This window comes from Marinobacterium iners (genome assembly GCF_017310015.1).
In the GTDB taxonomy this organism is placed as follows: Bacteria; Pseudomonadota; Gammaproteobacteria; order Pseudomonadales; family Balneatricaceae; genus Marinobacterium; species Marinobacterium iners.
In genome coordinates this window covers 3,003,341-3,020,773 of record NZ_CP022297.1, presented here as the reverse complement: position 1 = coordinate 3,020,773, position 17,433 = coordinate 3,003,341, and the positions used below count along the sequence as shown (strand labels likewise).

18 protein-coding genes are annotated in these 17,433 nt (G+C 58.4%); 8 read left to right on the top strand and 10 right to left on the bottom strand.

All coding sequences use genetic code 11. The features are described 5' to 3' along the window. The first annotated feature begins 1 nt into the window (after position 1). From CFI10_RS14525 to CFI10_RS14515, 3 genes are read left to right on the top strand one after another with little or no spacing between them, the layout of a single operon-like run. A complete protein-coding gene (locus tag CFI10_RS14525) occupies positions 2–1,102 on the top strand; it encodes a hypothetical protein (protein ID WP_206835644.1) in 1,101 nt (366 codons plus the stop codon). Between the two features lie 31 nt (positions 1,103–1,133). Then, positions 1,134–1,679, top strand: a complete 546-nt coding sequence (locus tag CFI10_RS14520) for a TIR domain-containing protein (RefSeq protein WP_206835643.1) — start codon at positions 1,134–1,136, stop codon at positions 1,677–1,679. A 2-nt stretch (positions 1,680–1,681) separates the two neighbouring features. Beyond that, positions 1,682–2,719, top strand: coding sequence for a nucleotide kinase domain-containing protein (locus tag CFI10_RS14515; protein WP_206835641.1), 1,038 nt, complete (start codon positions 1,682–1,684; stop codon positions 2,717–2,719). Positions 2,720–2,839: 120 nt separating this feature from the next. Here the strand turns inward: CFI10_RS14515 and CFI10_RS14510 are convergent, their stop codons facing one another. Genes CFI10_RS14510 through CFI10_RS14485 form a run of 6 tightly spaced genes read right to left on the bottom strand, consistent with a single transcriptional unit; the run spans position 2,840 to position 9,041 of the window. Continuing rightward, the gene (locus CFI10_RS14510) at positions 2,840–4,036 is read right to left on the bottom strand and encodes an ABC transporter permease (protein WP_206835638.1); all 1,197 of its coding nucleotides are present in this window, start codon (positions 4,034–4,036) and stop codon (positions 2,840–2,842) included. Further along, on the bottom strand, positions 4,023–5,243 hold the full coding sequence (locus tag CFI10_RS14505) for an ABC transporter permease (RefSeq protein WP_206835635.1): 1,221 nt from the start codon (positions 5,241–5,243) through the stop codon (positions 4,023–4,025). The genes CFI10_RS14510 and CFI10_RS14505 overlap by 14 nt, the downstream gene beginning before the upstream one ends. Further along, positions 5,230–5,913 (bottom strand): ABC transporter ATP-binding protein, encoded by a 684-nt coding sequence (locus CFI10_RS14500; RefSeq protein ID WP_206835632.1) that lies wholly within the window; start codon positions 5,911–5,913, stop codon positions 5,230–5,232. The genes CFI10_RS14505 and CFI10_RS14500 overlap by 14 nt, the downstream gene beginning before the upstream one ends. After that, positions 5,910–7,040: an efflux RND transporter periplasmic adaptor subunit gene (locus tag CFI10_RS14495; protein WP_206835629.1), complete on the bottom strand. Its 1,131-nt coding sequence runs from the start codon at positions 7,038–7,040 to the stop codon at positions 5,910–5,912. Before CFI10_RS14495 ends, CFI10_RS14500 begins: the two co-directional genes overlap by 4 nt. A 40-nt stretch (positions 7,041–7,080) precedes the next feature. Further along, positions 7,081–7,512, bottom strand: a complete 432-nt coding sequence (locus CFI10_RS14490; protein WP_206835626.1) for a DNA polymerase III subunit chi — start codon at positions 7,510–7,512, stop codon at positions 7,081–7,083. A 2-nt stretch (positions 7,513–7,514) separates the two neighbouring features. Beyond that, a complete protein-coding gene (locus CFI10_RS14485; RefSeq protein ID WP_206835619.1) occupies positions 7,515–9,041 on the bottom strand; it encodes a leucyl aminopeptidase in 1,527 nt (508 codons plus the stop codon). 185 nt (positions 9,042–9,226) lie between these two features. On the opposite strand from CFI10_RS14485, the gene lptF reads away from it, so the two are divergent. Together lptF and lptG are read left to right on the top strand one after the other, a co-directional pair. Then, positions 9,227–10,345, top strand: a complete 1,119-nt coding sequence (gene lptF / locus CFI10_RS14480) for an LPS export ABC transporter permease LptF (protein ID WP_206835616.1) — start codon at positions 9,227–9,229, stop codon at positions 10,343–10,345. After that, on the top strand, positions 10,342–11,403 hold the full coding sequence (lptG, locus tag CFI10_RS14475) for an LPS export ABC transporter permease LptG (protein WP_206835613.1): 1,062 nt from the start codon (positions 10,342–10,344) through the stop codon (positions 11,401–11,403). The genes lptF and lptG overlap by 4 nt, the downstream gene beginning before the upstream one ends. Positions 11,404–11,414: 11 nt before the next feature. Here the strand turns inward: lptG and CFI10_RS14470 are convergent, their stop codons facing one another. Next, positions 11,415–11,900, bottom strand: a complete 486-nt coding sequence (locus CFI10_RS14470; RefSeq protein WP_242530004.1) for an RDD family protein — start codon at positions 11,898–11,900, stop codon at positions 11,415–11,417. A 92-nt stretch (positions 11,901–11,992) separates the two neighbouring features. Next, entirely contained in the window at positions 11,993–12,799 is an 807-nt protein-coding gene (locus tag CFI10_RS14465; protein ID WP_091827845.1) for a tetratricopeptide repeat protein, read from the bottom strand. 257 nt (positions 12,800–13,056) lie between these two features. On the opposite strand from CFI10_RS14465, the gene CFI10_RS14460 reads away from it, so the two are divergent. Next, positions 13,057–14,685, top strand: coding sequence for a methyl-accepting chemotaxis protein (locus CFI10_RS14460; protein ID WP_206835611.1), 1,629 nt, complete (start codon positions 13,057–13,059; stop codon positions 14,683–14,685). 11 nt (positions 14,686–14,696) lie between these two features. On the opposite strand, the gene gloA is transcribed toward CFI10_RS14460, so the two are convergent. Next, positions 14,697–15,095: a lactoylglutathione lyase gene (gloA, locus tag CFI10_RS14455; RefSeq protein ID WP_206835606.1), complete on the bottom strand. Its 399-nt coding sequence runs from the start codon at positions 15,093–15,095 to the stop codon at positions 14,697–14,699. A gap of 136 nt (positions 15,096–15,231) precedes the next feature. On the opposite strand from gloA, the gene CFI10_RS14450 reads away from it, so the two are divergent. Together CFI10_RS14450 and fldB are read left to right on the top strand one after the other, a co-directional pair. Next, complete coding sequence (locus CFI10_RS14450; RefSeq protein ID WP_242530003.1) at positions 15,232–15,552, top strand: phasin family protein; 321 nt, start codon at positions 15,232–15,234, stop codon at positions 15,550–15,552. A gap of 121 nt (positions 15,553–15,673) precedes the next feature. Further along, a complete protein-coding gene (gene fldB / locus CFI10_RS14445; RefSeq protein WP_206835604.1) occupies positions 15,674–16,189 on the top strand; it encodes a flavodoxin FldB in 516 nt (171 codons plus the stop codon). Here the strand turns inward: fldB and CFI10_RS14440 are convergent. Next, on the bottom strand, positions 16,162–17,409 hold the full coding sequence (locus tag CFI10_RS14440; protein WP_206835601.1) for an MFS transporter: 1,248 nt from the start codon (positions 17,407–17,409) through the stop codon (positions 16,162–16,164). The two genes, fldB and CFI10_RS14440, sit on opposite strands and share 28 nt — an antisense overlap. Between the last annotated feature and the right edge of the window lie 24 nt (positions 17,410–17,433).

Sequence of the window (17,433 nt, the reverse complement as noted above, 5' to 3'; positions counted from 1 at the left end):
GATGACGGACAATTTCTGGTTGCTTGAATTTGCCGAACACGCTTCTAAGACTGACAAATTTACCGACAAGCCAGACCACGCTGCGCTGCTCGCGGCGGGTTTGATCGGTGAAGCCGGTAGCATCGTCGCTGAGCTAAAGAAGAAGCGTCGTGAGCGCGATGCCTACCCGGTCTATCGTGAAAAGATGGTCCAAGAGCTCGGTGACTTCCTTTGGTACTTTGTGCGCCTCACTGCAGTCTCTGCCCCCGGACTGCTTCAAGAGCTGTCTGGGTCCAACAATACTGTGCTCCCTGCTGAGGGTGGTTCTCAACTCTCGGAGCATCTTGAGTTTGGAGCGGCTGTGGGTGAAGTGCTCGCGGCAGTCAGCGCATCGCGGCTCGGCGACATGAATATGCTCCTTGGGCGTGTTTGGGTGCTTCTGATCAGGATCGCCAACGATGCCGGCGTCAGTCTATCCCACGCGGCTGTGCGGAACAGGGAGAAGATTAGGAGTCGGTGGCCCGAAGAGAAGCACTATGCGCCGCTCTTCGATGACGCCTTCCCAATGGAGGAGCAGCTTCCTCGCCAGTTGCAGGTTGACTTCCTTGAGCGCGCACATGGTAGCCACCGCACTGTCATTCTGCGCTGCAACGAAATCAACTTTGGCGACCGACTCACCGACAACATCGGGGACCCGGACGGTTACCGTTTTCACGACATTTTCCACTTCTCCTATGTGGTGCATCTCGGGTGGTCGCCGGTTGTGCGTGCGCTCATGCGGTCCAAGCGCAAGAGCGACGGAAAGGTTGACGAGGTACAGGACGGCGCTCGCGCGTGGATTATCGAGGAGGCGGTTTCAGCGATCGTTTTTAGTCGAGCCAAGCAGCTCAATTTCTTCAAGGGGCTTGACCGTGTTGACCTCGACCTGCTGAAGACGATCAAGGAGTTTGTCACAGGTTTCGAGGTCGAGATGGTTCCTCTGTGGCAATGGGAAACTGCGATCCTTGACGGCTATCGTGTCTTTCGGGCTCTATGCACCAACCGAGGTGGACGCGTGACGCTTGATATGGACGGCCACCAACTTTTCTATGAGCCCCACTCTGTGAGCGGAGAACTGAAGTAAGCAGTGGGGAGTCAACTTCGTGAGGAATGACATGAGCAACAGACACAAGGTCTTCGTCAGCTACCACCATGCGCTCGACGAGAGCTACAAGAAGATCTTCGAGCTACGCTTTGGGAACGCCTTTGGCTCGATTGTGCCCGGCTCGGTGCGGATTGGCGACATCAATCCGAACCTACCCACGGACACTATCCGGCAGAAAATTCGAGATGAATACCTTCGAGACACCTCAGTGACAGTTGTCTTGATTGGCGCAGAGACTTGGCAGCGCAAGCATGTCGACTGGGAGATCGGCTCATCAATTCGGCATACGCAGTACAACCCTCGTTCTGGGCTACTCGGCATTCTCCTCCCCTCATACCCATACCCAGAACCCAACAAGTACAACCCTTATACGATCCCGCCTCGTCTTCACGACAACATCGAGTGTGGGTTCGCGAGTATCCATTCATGGTCGGATGATGCGGAAACCGTCCAAGGCTGGATACACGAAGCTTATTTGCGCAAGAGCCGCGTGAACCCCGATAACTCTCGCGTCTCGTTCGGTAGGAACCGGACGGGTGCCTCGTGGGCGGAGTGAGGATGCGGGCTGCTTATGACATTCGGCTGCCGGGCGGTCGTGTACTTAAGACGACGCCCGTATTTGACACCTATTGGCGTTTTGCTTCGGAGCGCCAGGATATTTTCATGCGCCGCGTGCTCGGTACCGAATCGCCATGGACTGAGGATCCGATCCTAGACAGGTACCGTTTCACGAACGCGTACCGTGCATCGGATCGTGTGAGTCAGTACCTCATTCGCCACGTGATCTACGAGGGCTCGCAGTCGGCTGAGGAGGTCTTTTTCCGCACGATGTTGTTCAAGCTCTTCAATAAGATCGAAACGTGGGAGAGCTTGTGCTCGCGGTTTGGCGCGCTGAGCTGGGGAGACTTTTCGTTCGACGCATATGCGAAAGTGTTGGACGGCCTGCTGGAGGAAGGTGAGCGCATTTACTCGGCCGCCTACATCATGCCGTCACCGGCATTCGGTAGCCCGCGCAAGCACCGCAACCACCTGCGGCTAATCGAGTACATGATGGCCGATGGAGCGCCAAAGAAGATGGCGAGGGCGGACTCGCTCCGCGGCGCATTCGAGTTGCTGCGTAGCTACCCGTCGCTGGGGGATTTTCTCGCGTTCCAATTCGTCATCGACATCAACTACAGCGAGTTGATCAACTTCTCCGAGATGGAGTTCGTCGTGGCTGGCCCCGGAGCCCGGGATGGCATTAGCAAGTGCTTCAGTGACACGGCAGGTCTGAACGAGGCTGAGATTATTCAGGTCATGGCCGAGCGTGCTGACGCCGAGTTCGAACGGCTAGGCGTGAGGTTCCAAAGTCTCTGGGGCCGCAGTCTTCAGCTCATCGATTGCCAGAACATTTTTTGTGAAGTCAGTAAGTACGCGCGAGTTGCGCACCCCGAAATTGAGGGTGAGTCCGGGAGAACTCGCATCAAGCAGAGGTACAAGCCGCGCCCAGCTCCAATCCCGCAATGGTACCCACCGAAGTGGGGTATTCAGCTTCAGTTGCCCGACAAGAGCATGCAGCGGGCAGTGCTTCTCTCCGCTGCTGATGCTGGGCGTTAATTGTCGCGGTGCGTTCATTAGAACTCCCTAAAGGTCTGCAAAGGGCCAACACCAGAACTTTTCAATCCGACAAGGCTAACCACCACCGCCCAATCTAAACGCAGCACCTGTGCATCCGCCTCACTCACTCTGCAGCGCCAGCACCGGGTTTAGACCGGCGGCGCGCTTGGCCGGTAATACGCCCGAGATAAGCCCCACCAGTGCGGAAAGTGCCAGTGCCAGCAGCAGGTAAAATGGGTCGAGTTGTATGGGCAGTCCGGGAATGCCCAAGGCCAGCGCGGCCAGTGCCAGACCGCTGAGCAGAATGCCGGCGATGCCACCCAGCAGAGAGAGGAGTACGGCTTCACCCAGAAACAGCCACATCACCTGCCGGCGCGTTGCGCCAACGGCGCGTAGCAGGCCGATTTCGGCGCGGCGTTCGTGCACGGTGGTGACCATGATGGTCACGATGCCGATGGCGCCGACCAGCAGGGATATGCCGCCCAGTCCACCAACGGCCAGCGTCAGGATACCGAGGATACGATCAAGGCTTTTCAGCATTTCATCTTGGGTGATGAGGGAAAAGTCCTCGACACCATGGCGGTCAATCAGCCGTTGGCGGACCTGTTCGGCCATGGAGGATGCGCTGATCCCGGGCCGATAGGTCACGTCGATCTCCATCAGGCCGCTGCGGTTGAACAGGCTCAGGGCGCGTTCCACAGGGATGTAGACGATGTCGTCCAGATCGAAGCCCAGCATCTGTCCCTTCTCGGTCATGACACCCACCACCCGGTAGCGTTCGCCGCCCACGCGGATGAACTGGCCAAGCGCATTCTGTGTGCCAAAGAGTTCCTGTTTGACCTTGTGGCCCAGTACTGCCCAGGGCTGTGGATAACCGTTGCGACTGTCGGGCAGAAAGCGGCCCTGAGCGATCTCGAAGCGCCAGGCCGCGGCCATATCGCTGCCGCTGCCGATAATGTCGGTGTGGCGTACACGCCGGCCGAATTCAATGGCGCCGCTGCCCTGAACCACCGGAACGACATGCTCCACAAAGGGCAGAGACTGCAGGCTCCAGGCATCCTCGACCAGCAGGGGGCGGGTGCTGGCGAGCAGGCCTCCGGTGCCGCCGGTCTGGGATTTTCCTGGGTTGATGGCGATGATGCGGGTGCCGAACTGGGAAAAGTTTTCCAGTACATAGAGCCGAATGCCCGCGCCCAGCGTCGTCAGCAGCACCACCGCACAGATACCGATGGCGATGCCCAGAATGGTCAGGCTGCTGCGCATGCGGCTGGCGCGCAGGCTGGTCAGGGTCAGGCGGATATAGTCAGCGCTGCGCATCGGTAATGCCCTTGAGTGCCAGAACGGGGGGCAGGCGGGCGGCCTTGCGTGCCGGCAGCCAGGCAAACACAAGCGCAACCGCGATGGCCAGCAGGATGGCCCCGGCCAGCGCCCACCCCGGAACCGAAACCGGGAACTGTGGCCAGAGCCAGTGACCGGTCCAGAGCAGTGCATAACCGATCATTACGCCCAGCGCGGCACCCAGCAGAGCCATCATCAGCGCCTCGCTGAGGAACAGGCGGTGCACCTGACGCTCACTGGCGCCCAGTGCCTTGAGCAGCCCGATCTCCGAGGTGCGCTGGCTGACGCTGATCAGGGTGATGTTCATGATCAGAATGCCGGCGACCACCAGACTGATGGCCGCAATGGCTCCGACCGCCAGTGTCAGCAGTTGCAAAATGTCATTGAATACGCCCAGCAGGCTGTCCTGTGTGATCAGGGTGACGTCCCGCTCGCCCTGATGTCGCGCCTGAATCAGATCAAGAATGGCCGGCTTAACGTCATCGGTCATGTCAACATGGCGGACCTGTACAAACAGTCGGAACAGTCCCTGAGTATCGAACAGTTGCTGTGCGCTGGCGACCGGGATGATCACCGCCTCGCTCATGTCGGTTCCAAGGGAAACGCCACGATTTTCCAGCACCCCAATGACGCGGCAGCGTCGGTCAGCGGTGCGCAGCCAGCGACCCAGTACCGGTGTCTGGTCGAACAGGTCCTCTCGCACGACCTGACCGATGACACAAACCGGCTCGGCCCGCTCCAGTTCCAGTACAGGCAGCAGACGTCCCTGGGCGGCGCTGAGCTGCCGAATCTGGAAAAATGCCTCACTGGTGCCGACCACCATCAACTCTCGGTTGCGACCGTTGGCTTCCGCTTGTGTCAGCCCAACGACCAGAGGGGCAACCGCCTTGACCCCCGGCAGTCCCAGTACCGCACGGGCATCATCCAGCGTGAGGTCGCGCGTGCCTTCGCCGGTCAGTGGCGGCAGGCCCCCGGTGGTTTCCTTGCGCCCCGGCAGCACGATCAGCACATCGTTGCCCAGCAGGCTGAACTCTTCCAGCACGAAGCGACGCGCGCCTTCCCCCATGCCGGTCAACAGCAGTACGGCCGAGACACCGACGGCTGTAGCCAGAAGGGTCATCAACGTACGAAACCATTGCCCCGTGAGCAGGCGCAGGTTGAATCGGATCAGATCAGTGGCCTGCATCTCGCTCATCCTTCAGCAGACGGCCATCCTGCATCCAGAGCCTGCGCCGGGCACGCCTGCCCATAGCGGCATCGTGGGTGACGATCACAAGCGTGATGCCGTCCTCGTTCAGCTCTTCCAGCAGTTCGATTACGTCCTGTCCCGAGTGGCTGTCGAGGTTGCCGGTGGGCTCGTCTGCCAACAGCAGGCCGGGTTTGCGGATCACGGCACGGGCGATGGCAACGCGCTGTCGCTGGCCGCCGGAGAGCTGGTGGGGAAGGTGGTTGGCGTGGCGTTCCAGTCCCAGTCGCGTGAGCAGTTCGTCCACCCGCGGTCGACGCGCGGACGGTTCGGTGCCGGTCAACACCAGTGGCAGCTCAATGTTCTCGCGGGCGGTCAGACGGTCAATCAGGTGGTAGGCCTGAAACACGAAGCCGATGCGACGGTTGCGCTCGGCGGCTCGGGCTTCCTCTTTCAGCGTCATCATGTCCGTGTCGTCGAGCCAGTAGTGTCCGCTGTCGGGGGTGTCCAGCAGTCCCAGCATGTTCAGCAGGGTAGACTTGCCGGAGCCTGAGGGGCCCATGACGGAGAGGTATTCACCGGCTTCGATCTCAAGGTCCACATGGTCCAGCGCCTGTACCGGTTCGTCCCCCAGCTGATAACGCTTGCACAGCTGCTGCAACCGGATCATGGCGCCGGTACCACCCGAGCGCCATCGCCCGCTCCGCTGTCCAGTGAGCGCAGAATGCGATCGCCTGCTTCAAGGCCCTCGACCACTTCGGTCCAGGTCCAGTTGCCCAGTCCGGTCTTGAGTTGCACGGCCTGCAGGGTGCCGCTGTCGTCGTCATAGCGCAGTACTCGGTTGTTCTGAAGCAGGGTTTCAGTCGGCACACGCAGCACGTCCGCGTGCTGCTGGATGATCACTTCAATATCGGCACTGTATCCGACCAGCAGGTGGGCATCGGTGGGTGGTGGGGTGAAGCGAACATCCACATCGACGGTGCGGGCCTGTTTTTCCAGCTCGGAGACAAAGGGCGCAATGCGCGAGACCTCGCCGGCAAAACTCTGGCCCCGGAAGGCGTCCAGCGTGATGCGCACCGGCTGACCCATCGCCAGCCGTGCGGCCTCGACTTCATCGATGGGGGCGCGCACATACAGGCAGCTGTCGTCGATCAGGTCAACGGCCGGCGGTGTGGGGACGCCGGGTGGGGAGGGGGTGACGTACTCGCCCACCTCGCCATTGATTTCGGCGACGACCCCGGCAAAGGGCGCCTTGAGCAGGGTTTCTTCCAACAGCACCTGATGCAGTCGGAGCGTGGCCTCGGCCTGCTCAGTCAGCGCCTGGGCCTCCTCGCAGGCCAATGCGGCACGGCGGGACTCGGTCTGGCGCTGATCCAGCAGTTCATCAGAGGCCAGGCGCTCACGGGCCAGTGACTCGGTTCTGCGCGCTTCACGCTGTGCCAGAGCGGCGGTGTCACAGAGGGCGCTGGCATGAATCTCGCGGGCCCTGAGGGTGGCGGCCACTTCATCCATGCGTGCCTTGATGTCGCGGTTCCAGAGTTCCAGCAGGGCCTGCCCCTGTTCCACGTGATCGCCTTCGTCCACCAAAAGGCGCTCGACGCGACCACCCTGAGGCATCGACAGGCGGGAGCGGCGACAGGCACGCACGGTGCCGGCACGGCTGTTGGCGGCGAGCTGTTCCACAACGCCGGTTTCAACGGTGGTCAGTGAGACTTCAATGGGCTTGGGCCGGTTGAACCAGTAAAGGGCTATGCCGGCAAGGATTAACAATAACAGGAAGGTGAGCAGCTTTTTCATCCGGCGGGGCTCCTTGTGTCACGGATGCAGTATAGGCAACTCAGCTGCGGTGACGCATGTCGGTTCGGTGCAGCTCAAGGCCATGGTCGCGGCAGCGCGCATAGTTTTCGCGGGTTGCGGCCAGCACCTCGGGGGTCTGAATAACGATCTCGACAAGGCGTTCGAATTCGAATGCGGTATCGGGAAGCCTGCCAGACAGGTTGATAAAGACTTCACGGTGATTCGGCAACTGCTCACCCCAGCCGATCTCGATCGGTGAGGCGGGCAGTCCACCCAGCAGAACATGGGGGACGAAACTCTGTGGACGTGCGGTCCACAACTGCTGGTCCAGCTGGCGTGCCGCTGTCTCGTGCTCGGTACTGATGAACACACGCATACCGAGCCCGAGAATTTTTTCGCACAGGCGGCACAGAAAGGCCGCCCGGCTTTCGGGCTCGGTGTCCGGCAGAATGTAATAGTCTGCGCGGGACACGCTTATTCCCCGTGGTCGTGGTCGTGCTCGTCAATCTCGACCTGCTCGGCCAAATCCAGCAGGTACTGACACAGCATGGGCACGCAGCGTCCGGTTGCGCCCTTCTCCTTGCCGTTGCTGTTCCAGGCAACACCGGCGATATCCAGGTGAGCCCAGTTGTACTCCTTGGTAAAGCGGGACAGGAAGCAGGCTGCGGTGATGGTGCCTGCCGCTCGGCCACCGATGTTGGCGATATCAGCGAAGTTGGAGTCCAGCTGTTCCTGGAACTCATCCCACAGCGGCAGCGGCCAGCCGCGGTCGGCTGCATAGTCACCGGCTTCCAGCAGTGCGGAGGCGAGCTCTTCGTTGTTGGACAGTACACCGGTAGCCTGATGGCCCAGGGCGATGATGCAGGCACCGGTCAGGGTGGCAATATCGACCACGGATTGAGGCTCGAAACGACCGGCATAGGTGAGTGCATCACACAGCACCAGACGGCCTTCGGCATCGGTGTTGAGAATCTCAACGGTCTGTCCGGACATGGTGGTGACGATGTCACCCGGCTTGGTGGCCTTGCTGCCGGGCATGTTCTCGGCGGCGGCAATGATACCAACTACGTTGATCGGCAGCTGCATTTCGGCCAGCGCTTCCATGGTACCGAGTACGCTGGCCGCACCGCACATGTCGAACTTCATCTCGTCCATGCCGGCGCCCGGCTTCAGACTGATGCCGCCAGTGTCAAAGGTGATGCCTTTGCCGACCAGTGCATGGGGCTTTTCATCGTCCTCGCCGCCACGGTATTCGATCACGATCAGTTGTGAAGGCTGGGCGCTGCCTTTGCCAACAGCCAGCAGTGCGTTCATGCCCAGCTCGGCCATCTGCTCTTCATCCAGCACATTGACCTGCAATTCCTCGAATTCTTCCGCCAGTGCCTGTGCCCGCTCGGCCAGATAGACAGGTGTGCAGATGTTGCCCGGCAGGTTGCCCACTTCGCGGGCTGTATCAACGCCGTTGGCGATGGCCACGCCATCGAGCAGGGCGCCTTCACCCAGTTCGATGTCCTCTTCGTCAAGCTTGATCATGATCTGTTCAAGCTTGATCGGATCGGCTTTCTTGCTCTTGGTCTCATCGTACTGATAGAAATCAGCCGAGATCCATTCCACCAGCTGACGGGTTTCGCGGTACACATCGTCCTGTTCGCTGGCGCAGCCATCGAGTGCAAACAGTACTGAGCCGATACCCGACTTTTTCAGGGTGGCGGTGATGCCCTTGATCAGCTTGCGGTAATGACGATCCTTGCGCTCCTCAGGCTTGCCCAAGCCCACCAGCAGGACACGATTGGCCTTGATGCCCGGTACCTTGAACAGCAGCAGCTGTTCACCGGCCTTGCCACTGATGTCGCCACTGTTGATCAGGTCGCTCAGGTAGCCGTTGGCAGCCGTGTCGATCGCCTCTGCGGAGGGGCAGAGTTTACCCTCGGCTTCCAGTGCAACTACGATGCATTCGGTTTCCAGTGTTTCGACACTGCCGTTGATAATCTCAAAATCCATGACGACTCCGTACAAGACATTGCAGACTGATTGGGTGATAATGCGGGGCTTGCTTGATGTCAGGCATCCCGGTGATGTAACCGGTCCGGTGCCGAACGTTGTGCCGCGCAGTTCATAGCTAGATCCAACGCGCACTATAAACCATTTCTCCGATTGGAAACCATGGCGGTGAAAGGGAATCTGTTTTGATTATCTTCCGTTACCTCGCCCGTGAGGCGTTGATTTCAACTCTGGCTGTTACCTCTGTACTGCTGCTGATTATCACCAGTGCACGCCTGATTAAATATCTGGCCGATGCTGCGACCGGCAAGCTGGATGCAGCTTTTGTGTTCTGGGTCCTGCTTTGGCGTATTCCCGGTTTTCTCGAGCTTTTGCTGCCGCTGGGACTTTTTCTCGGCATTCTGCTGGCGTTCGGACGGCTCTATCTCGACAGCGAGATGGTGGTGTTGAGGGCCTGTGGCATCAGTCAAAAAAGGCTGGTGCTGTATGCACTTGGGCCGGCTTCGCTGGTGGCACTGCTGGTGGCGGTGATGACGCTCTGGCTTGCTCCCCTTGGAGCTACCAAGTCGGAAGAGATCTTCAGTATTCAGGAGTCCAGAAGCGAACTGGAGCTGCTGACACCGGGCCGGTTCCAGTCTCAGACGGGCGGCCGGCAGGTCACTTATGCTGAATCGTTTGACAGCGAAAGCGGCCAGCTGCGCGAGGTGTTTATTGCACAGCGCAACGAGAACGGCGAACCGGTGGTACTGTTGGCTGAGCAGGCTGAACGCGTCATTTTGCCGGAGTATGGTGGCCGCTTTCTGGTGCTGCAGCAGGGGTATCGCTTTGATGGTGTACCCGGCTCAGCGGAGTATACCCGCACCGGTTACCGGGAGTACGGCATAAGCCTGCCCGAGGCAGAGTTGGCGCGTGAGGTGACGGAGCTGGATGCACAGCCGACGCTGGCTCTGGTAGACAGCGTGCAGCCGCGTGAACAGGCACGGTTGCACTGGCGTCTGTCTTTGCCGGTGCTGGCCTTTATCGTGACACTGATTGCGGTGCCGATGAGCCGAACCAATCCACGTCAGGGCCGCTTTGCCAAACTGATTCCGTCCATTGTCTTGTACCTGCTCTATCTATCATTGCTGACCAGTGCGCGTTCAGCCGTTGAGGATGGTGAGGCTGGCGTGTGGCTGCTGTGGCTGGTGCATGCGATATTCCTGACACTGGCTGCCAATCTGATTCTGGTGGAGCGTTTCTGGGGCGCACAGATCAATCGTGTCCGGAAGCGTCTGCCGCATGTCAGTTGGAGGAAGTCTGCATGATGAAGCTTGAGTGGTACATCGCGCGTCATGTTATTGGTGCCATTCTGGCTGTATTGCTGGTGGTGGTCGGTCTGGACCTTGTCTCGGCGCTGCTGGATCAACTGGATGATGTCGATGATCACTACACCTTTGTGGGTGTGCTTGAATACCTGATGTTGACTACTCCGCGCCGGATTTATGAGTTTATCCCCTTGAGCAGTCTGGTGGGTTGCCTGATTGGCCTGGGTATGCTGGCCAGTCACAGTGAACTCACCGTCATGCGAGCGGCAGGTTTTTCTACCCGACGCATTCTTGCTGCGGTGTTCAAGCCGGTGCTGGTGTTGGCGCTGTTCGCGCTGGTGTTGGGTCAGTTCATCGCGCCCTATACCGAGCAACGTGCCCAGAGTCTCAAGGCGCTTGCACAGGCCGGTGGTGGTGCGCTGAGTTCACGCTATGGTATCTGGCACCGTGAAGATCGCCTCTTTATTCATATCAATGCGGTAGAACCGGGGGGCGTGATTCATGGCGTCACCCGCTATCGGTTTGATGAGTCCCGCCAATTGGCTGAGGCGAGCTATGCGCGAATTGGGCGCTATGAGTCCGAGCGGTGGCAGTTAGAGGATGTCAGCACTACCGAGTTCACCGAAGGGCGTACCCAAGCGTCGCAGCAGTCTCAAGAGTCATGGGAGAGTGGACTGACGCCCGATCTTCTGTCGGTGATCGTGGTTGAACCGGTGGACCTTCCGATCAGTGGCCTCTGGTCCTATTCGAGTTATCTTCAGGCCCAGGGGGTCAATGCGGATACCTATCTGCTGGCGTTCTGGACCAAGCTGTTGCAGCCCCTGGCAATTTTGGCACTGGTGCTGATTGGTGTTTCATTCATTTTTGGTCCACTGCGCAGCGTGACGGTCGGCCAGCGGGTGATTGCGGGGGTTGTGTTCGGTTTACTGTTCAAATTTGCACAAGACCTGCTTGGTCCGGCCAGTACCGTGTTTGGCTTCCCGCCCTTCATCGCAGTAGTGCTGCCAGTGCTGCTGTGCATGGTGGCAGGTGGCTGGCTGCTGCGTCGAGCGGGTTAAATTCAGATTGATTACGGTTTTTGTGGTGAGGGTTTGGGCAGCTGAACAATACAGCTGCCTGACCAGCGGTCATGCCAGCTCAGGCGCTCATCCGTGAACAGCATCCAGAGCAGTCCGATGCCGCACAGGCCCAGGGATGGGATGGCGCAGAGGAATCGCACCAGCGCCTTGCTCCAGCTCAGGCGGCCGCCTTCAAGTGTCTGAACCCGGAGGCGCCAGGCGAGCATGCCCAATGTCTGTCCATTGCGGGTCCAGAAAAAGCCGAAAAACAGAAATGTGATACAAAACAGCGCCGAGTTGAACAGGGCAACCGCTGACGGTGAACTGGTCTGGGCGCTGATCGCTTCGCCATCGTTCAGCATGACACCGACCCCACCTACAATCATCCAGATCGCAATTACCAGCAATGCGTCATACACCATGGCCAGCAGGCGCTTGACCAGTGAGGCCGGGCGGGTGTCGGTAAACTCTTCAGCAAAGGGGCGGTGCATCGGCATGTCCGGATCCATCGGTTGGGTTGGCGACGGATTGTAGCACCAGGGCGGTATCAGGGTGAAACCCTGCCAGCGGTGCTGGCAGGGAGAGGGCATTACTTGAATGGCGTGACGAACTTGGCCTTGTAGCGCTCGGCCAGAGACTGGGCTTCCTCCAGTTGAGATTCATCCAGCTTCATCAACAGGCGAGCCTCGATGGCGCGGGCAGTGCCGTTGCCCATTTCGGCCGCGTTGTGCATCCAGGCGTAGGCCAGAATGTTGGTATCGATGCTGGTGTCCTGTCCATGACTGTTGGAGTAAAGCGTGCCCAGGAAGAACATGGCATCCATGTGGCCCTGCTCAGCCGCCTTGCGATACCACTGTTCGGCCTGAGCATAGTCCTGCTCAACACCCGTGCCGAAGTTGTAGCTGCGGCCCAGGTTATGCCAGGCAGCCACTACATCCTGATCGGCGGCACTGCGATACCACTTGAGGGCTTCGTCATTGTCGCGGGCAACGCCCTGGCCGAACTCATACATTTCGCCGATACGGTTCTGGGCTTCGGCGTCACCATTCTGAGCCTGAGGCAACAGGCGATCAAATTCGACCTTGTATTCCCGGTTCTTCAATGCGCGCAGGCTGTTGACGCTATCCAGATGCCCTTGCCGGGCACCGCTTTCATAGTAGCGACGGGCCATATCGGTGTTTTTTTCAACACCCCAGCCGTTCTCGTACATCTGGCCCTGCAGGTTCAGTGCGGCTGGGTCCTGATTCTTGACCAGGCTTTCCAGCTCGGAAAGGGCTTTGGTGTAATCGCCGGCATCGATGGCGCGTTGGGCCGCGTCGACGCTGGCGGCCAGTGCTGATGTGGTGTGCAGGGAAAACAGCAGGCCTGCTGCTGCAAGAAGGGTAGATTTGTTCATTGAAGCCATGCCTTCATCATCGTTATTGATGCATTTCAGGAAGTCGTGTTGCAACGGCTTCCACCGAATCGGGTGTACAGACGGATACAACAGTTGTGACCGGACTGATAGTACAAGATAATGCTTCTACTTTAGTACGAGTTGAAACTTGAACTTTCATCCGTATAAGCCACTTCTAATATGTCTATTGTACAGGAAAAGATTGCTCAGCGGCACCTGCCCTGAATCTTCTGCTGAACGCCTGACAGGAGCCCGAAATGCTGAAACGAATGACCATCAGGAGCAAACTGGTGCTGGGGTCGGTGCTGCCGATTATCGGTCTGCTCGTTATTGTGATCACCTCCCTGATTGAATTGAACAAGGCTAACCAGGGCATTGATCAGCTCTATGTGGACCGGATCGTACCGCTTGAACTGCTGAAAAACGTGTCGGATAACTATGCAGTTAACATTATTGATACGGTCAATAAGGTCGACAAGAGTCTGATGAAGGCCGAAGACGGCTTGGCCGTTGTCATCCAGGCGCGCGAAAAAATCAAGCAGGACTGGCAGCACTACACTTCCACTGACCTGAACCCGCAGGAGCAGAAGCTGGTACAGGAAGCTGATGGTCTGCTCAAGCGTGCGGACAGTGCGATTGAAAAACTGATTGAGCGCATGAAAACGCTCAGCGGACTGACCTACGGTGACATGTACGGTTTTAACGGGGACCTCTACGCCGATGTTGACCCGATCAGCGAAAAGGTGGCAGAACTGGTTGACCTGCAATTGAGTGAAGCAGATCAGATGCGTCAGGAATTGCGTCAAAGGTATGAACGTCAGCGCGCATTTCAGATCGGTTTGTCAGCTGCCGTTGTGGTAGTGCTGGCGTTGCTGGGCTTGCTGATTTACCGCTCCATTCGTCAGCCGCTTGAGCATTTACAGGATGTAATGGATAACGTTGCCACCAATTCTGATCTGCGTCTGCGTGCCGAAATCGAGGGTGACAACGAACTCAGCCATATCGCTGGCAGCTTTAACAAGATGCTGGCCCAGATGCAAAGTCTGGTAGGGCATATCTCCGGTGCGACCACCCAATTGGCGGCTGCAGCTGAAGAGATGAGCAGCATCAGCAGCCACTCAAGCCAGACGATCAACAGCCAGCGTGCCGAAGTGGAGCAGGTTGCGGCAGCCATGAACGAAATGGTGTCGACGGTACAGGAAGTGGCCGGCAGCGCCGAAAGGGCGGATCAGGAAGCGCGATCCACGCATGACGAGGCCGATTCCGGTAACCGAGTTGTCGTGGATGCGGCTCGTGCGACCAGTGATCTGGTCGACCAGGTGCGCAAGGTTGCAGCACAGATAGCCGTGGTGGAGCAGGACAGTGAAAGCATAGGCAGTGTGGTCGATGTGATTCGCGGCATTGCAGAACAGACCAATTTGCTGGCCCTGAACGCGGCCATCGAAGCGGCTCGTGCAGGTGATCAGGGACGGGGCTTCGCGGTGGTGGCGGATGAGGTTCGTTCACTGGCTCAGCGCACCCAGGAGTCAACTGAAGAGATTCAGCAGGTGATCGGCCGTCTCCAGGTTGGAACGCGTGATGCCGTTACGGCGATGAAAGTGAGCCAGGAACGTGCAGAGCTGACCGGCGAGCAGGCCGAGAAAGCTGGTGAAGCGCTGCGCCGCATTTCAGAAGCGGTCAAGCGCATCACCGACCTGAACGCCCAGATTGCAAGTGCATCTGAGGAGCAGAGCAGCGTTGCCGAAGAGATCAACCGCTCTCTGGTGACCATCAACGACAATGCTCAGGAATCCGCAGCCGGGGCAACCCAGACCGAGACTGCCAGCCATGAACTGTCACGGCTGGCAGCGGAACTACAGAGTATGACGGCGAAATTCCGTACCTGATGCTATTAGGCTCAGTCCCCGCGCTGGGGGCTGAGCAGCTCGATCATGTACCCGTCAGGATCGCGCACAAATGCCAGAATCGTACCTGAATTTGAGTTCTTCATCGGACCGGCTTCTCGCACAACCTGTCCTCCTTTTGCCTTGATCTGGTCGCAGGCCTCGTACACATCATCCACTTCGATAGCGATATGACCATAGCCGGTGCCAAGGTCATACTGATCGGTGTCCCAGTTGTGGGTGAGTTCCAGAACGGTATTGTCAGTTTCGTCACCAAAGCCGACAAATGCCAGCGTGAAACGGCCTTCCGGGTAGTCCTTGCGGCGTAGCAGACGCATCCCGAGGACTTCAGTATAGAAGGAAAGCGATTTTTCCAGGTCAGTAACCCGGTACATGGTGTGTAGCATGCGCATCGGTACACCTCGTGTTTAAGAGTGGAACTGAATTAGAATCGCAAGTCTAACGCACCAGACTTGCGGCTTTCAGTCTATAGTGATTAATTATGTATATTCACAACAAGTGCCAAGGGGGCAAACAATGTTTCAGGATATGACAAAGCAGATGACCGAATCGATGGGACCTTTCCGTGATCTGGTGAACATCCAGACCAAAATGCTGGAGGAGCTGACCCGCCAGCAGATGGAGTGTACCAAGGCATGCATCGAAGCAACCATGCAGCAAACCAGCGAACTGCAGAAGTGCAAGACGCCGAATGACCTGATTGAACTGCAGCAGGCCTATGCCAAGGAGCTGGAAGAAACCCTGCGAGCGGCCAATGAACAGAATCTGAAAGCCCTGACCTCAGCTCAGCAGGCGATGCAGCAGCTGGCACAAGGCTCCATGGATGCCATGACCGGCAATAAGAAGTAAGCTGTACCAGGCGTTATCAAGCAGCCCGCAGGGCTGCTTTTTCATTTATGTACAGGACATGGTCACCTTTCCACCTGAGCGCATATGGATACGCGCAGGCGGCTGATAATCGAGAATTGCTATGAGTACCCCCATCGGCCTGTTTTATGCCAGCACCACGGGCAACACTGAAATGATTGCAGAGCAGATTGCGGCGCTGCTGCCTGAACAAATTCATTTGCATGACATTGCGACCGAGGGTGTGGTCGAAATGGCACAGTATCAATACCTGATCATGGGTATCCCGACCTGGGACTTTGGTGAGTTGCAGGAGGACTGGGATGAGCATTGGCCTGCCTTGCAGGCACTGGATTTCAGCGGCAAGAAGATCGCTCTGTTCGGCCTGGGGGATCAGCTTGGCTACGGTGAGTGGTTTCTGGATGCAATGGGAGCGCTCAACGAGGTGTTGCAGGAAGCAGGTGGGGAGGTGGTTGTACCCTGGCCGGTAGACGGTTACCGGTTCGAGGCGTCAAAAGCTTTAACTCAAGACAAACGCTGCTTTGTGGGCCTGGCATTGGATGAAGACGGTGAGCATGGCTTGAGTGAAGAGCGAATCCGTACCTGGATGCCTCAGGTGTTGGCCGCATTTGAGGCCTGACGGGCTCCCCGCCAGCGACAGATCAGGTACCAGAGCAATCCAGATACCTGCAGCAGTGTTGCTCCCGCCAGAGCCCAGCGAAAGGCCGTGGCGGGATAATGTTGGCCATCTTCGGATGGCCACAGACTGATCACCGCACCCATTCCCCATTGCACAATGAATGCACCCAGAAAAATGCCCAGGTTCAGGCTGGTGCTGACCCGTGCACTGATCGCAACCGGAAACTGCTGACTAAGGCCTGCGAACATCAGCGTACCTGACGTCCCGAAAAAGCCGAATACCGCCCAGGCCAGCAGGTTGGCCTCACCGGGCTGAATCTGGATCCACAGCAACGCGAGCGTGAAGCACAGCATGCCGGTAAAACTGACACTGGGCGTGCTGATGCCCAGCCGGTTCAGGCGGCCGGTGATGAACCCCAGTAACAGAAATCCGGCTACCATGCTGGCGGCAGAGACAAACAGCACGCCGGCAGCGGCACTGGCGCTCAGGGCGCTGACTTGCTGCAGCCACAGGCCGGCCCAGAGAGACTGGGTCGCGATAAAGACCGACTGCGACAGCATGCTGGCCGGCGCCAGTTGATAGAAGGCCGGGGTGCGCACGACGGCCCAAGTCTGGCTCAGCAGGGCCACGATGCCCTCTGAAGGCCTTTTCATTGCCGTTTTGGGTATGCACCCGCGTACCAGGGCTGCGATCAGGATGCTGAACACGGCTGTCGCCATGAAAATGCCACGCCAGTCGGTGAATGTCAGGGCAAATTCGACAGGGGCGGTAGCCGTGAGCGCGCCGAGTCCGCCACTGGTCAACTGCAGGCCGTTGATTGCGGGAAGCTGATCCCGCTTGAGCCAGCTGGTATAGCACTTGAAGGCCGCCATCAGGCAGGCCGAAACACCGATGCCGATCAGGCCACGCCCGATCCAAAGCATAAGGCTGCTTTCGGCCATTGCGAAAGTGAGACTGCCGGCGGCGGCGAACAACAGCAGGGCGGATGCTACATCTCGAGTCTGATAACGGTCCAGCAGAATGCCCAGCGGAATCTGGCAGGCTGCGAAGGTGAGAAAGTAGGCACTGGAAATAAGACCCAGAGTGGCAGCGCTGATACCCAGCTCAGCCATGATCTCGGGGGCAACCACAGCATTGATGACACGAAACAGGTAGGACAGCCAGTAGCCCAGTGCAAAGGGGATCAACAGTCGCAAGGTGAAAAGAGTGGAAGTCTGCATGAAATGTGCTGTCTGCCAAAAAGA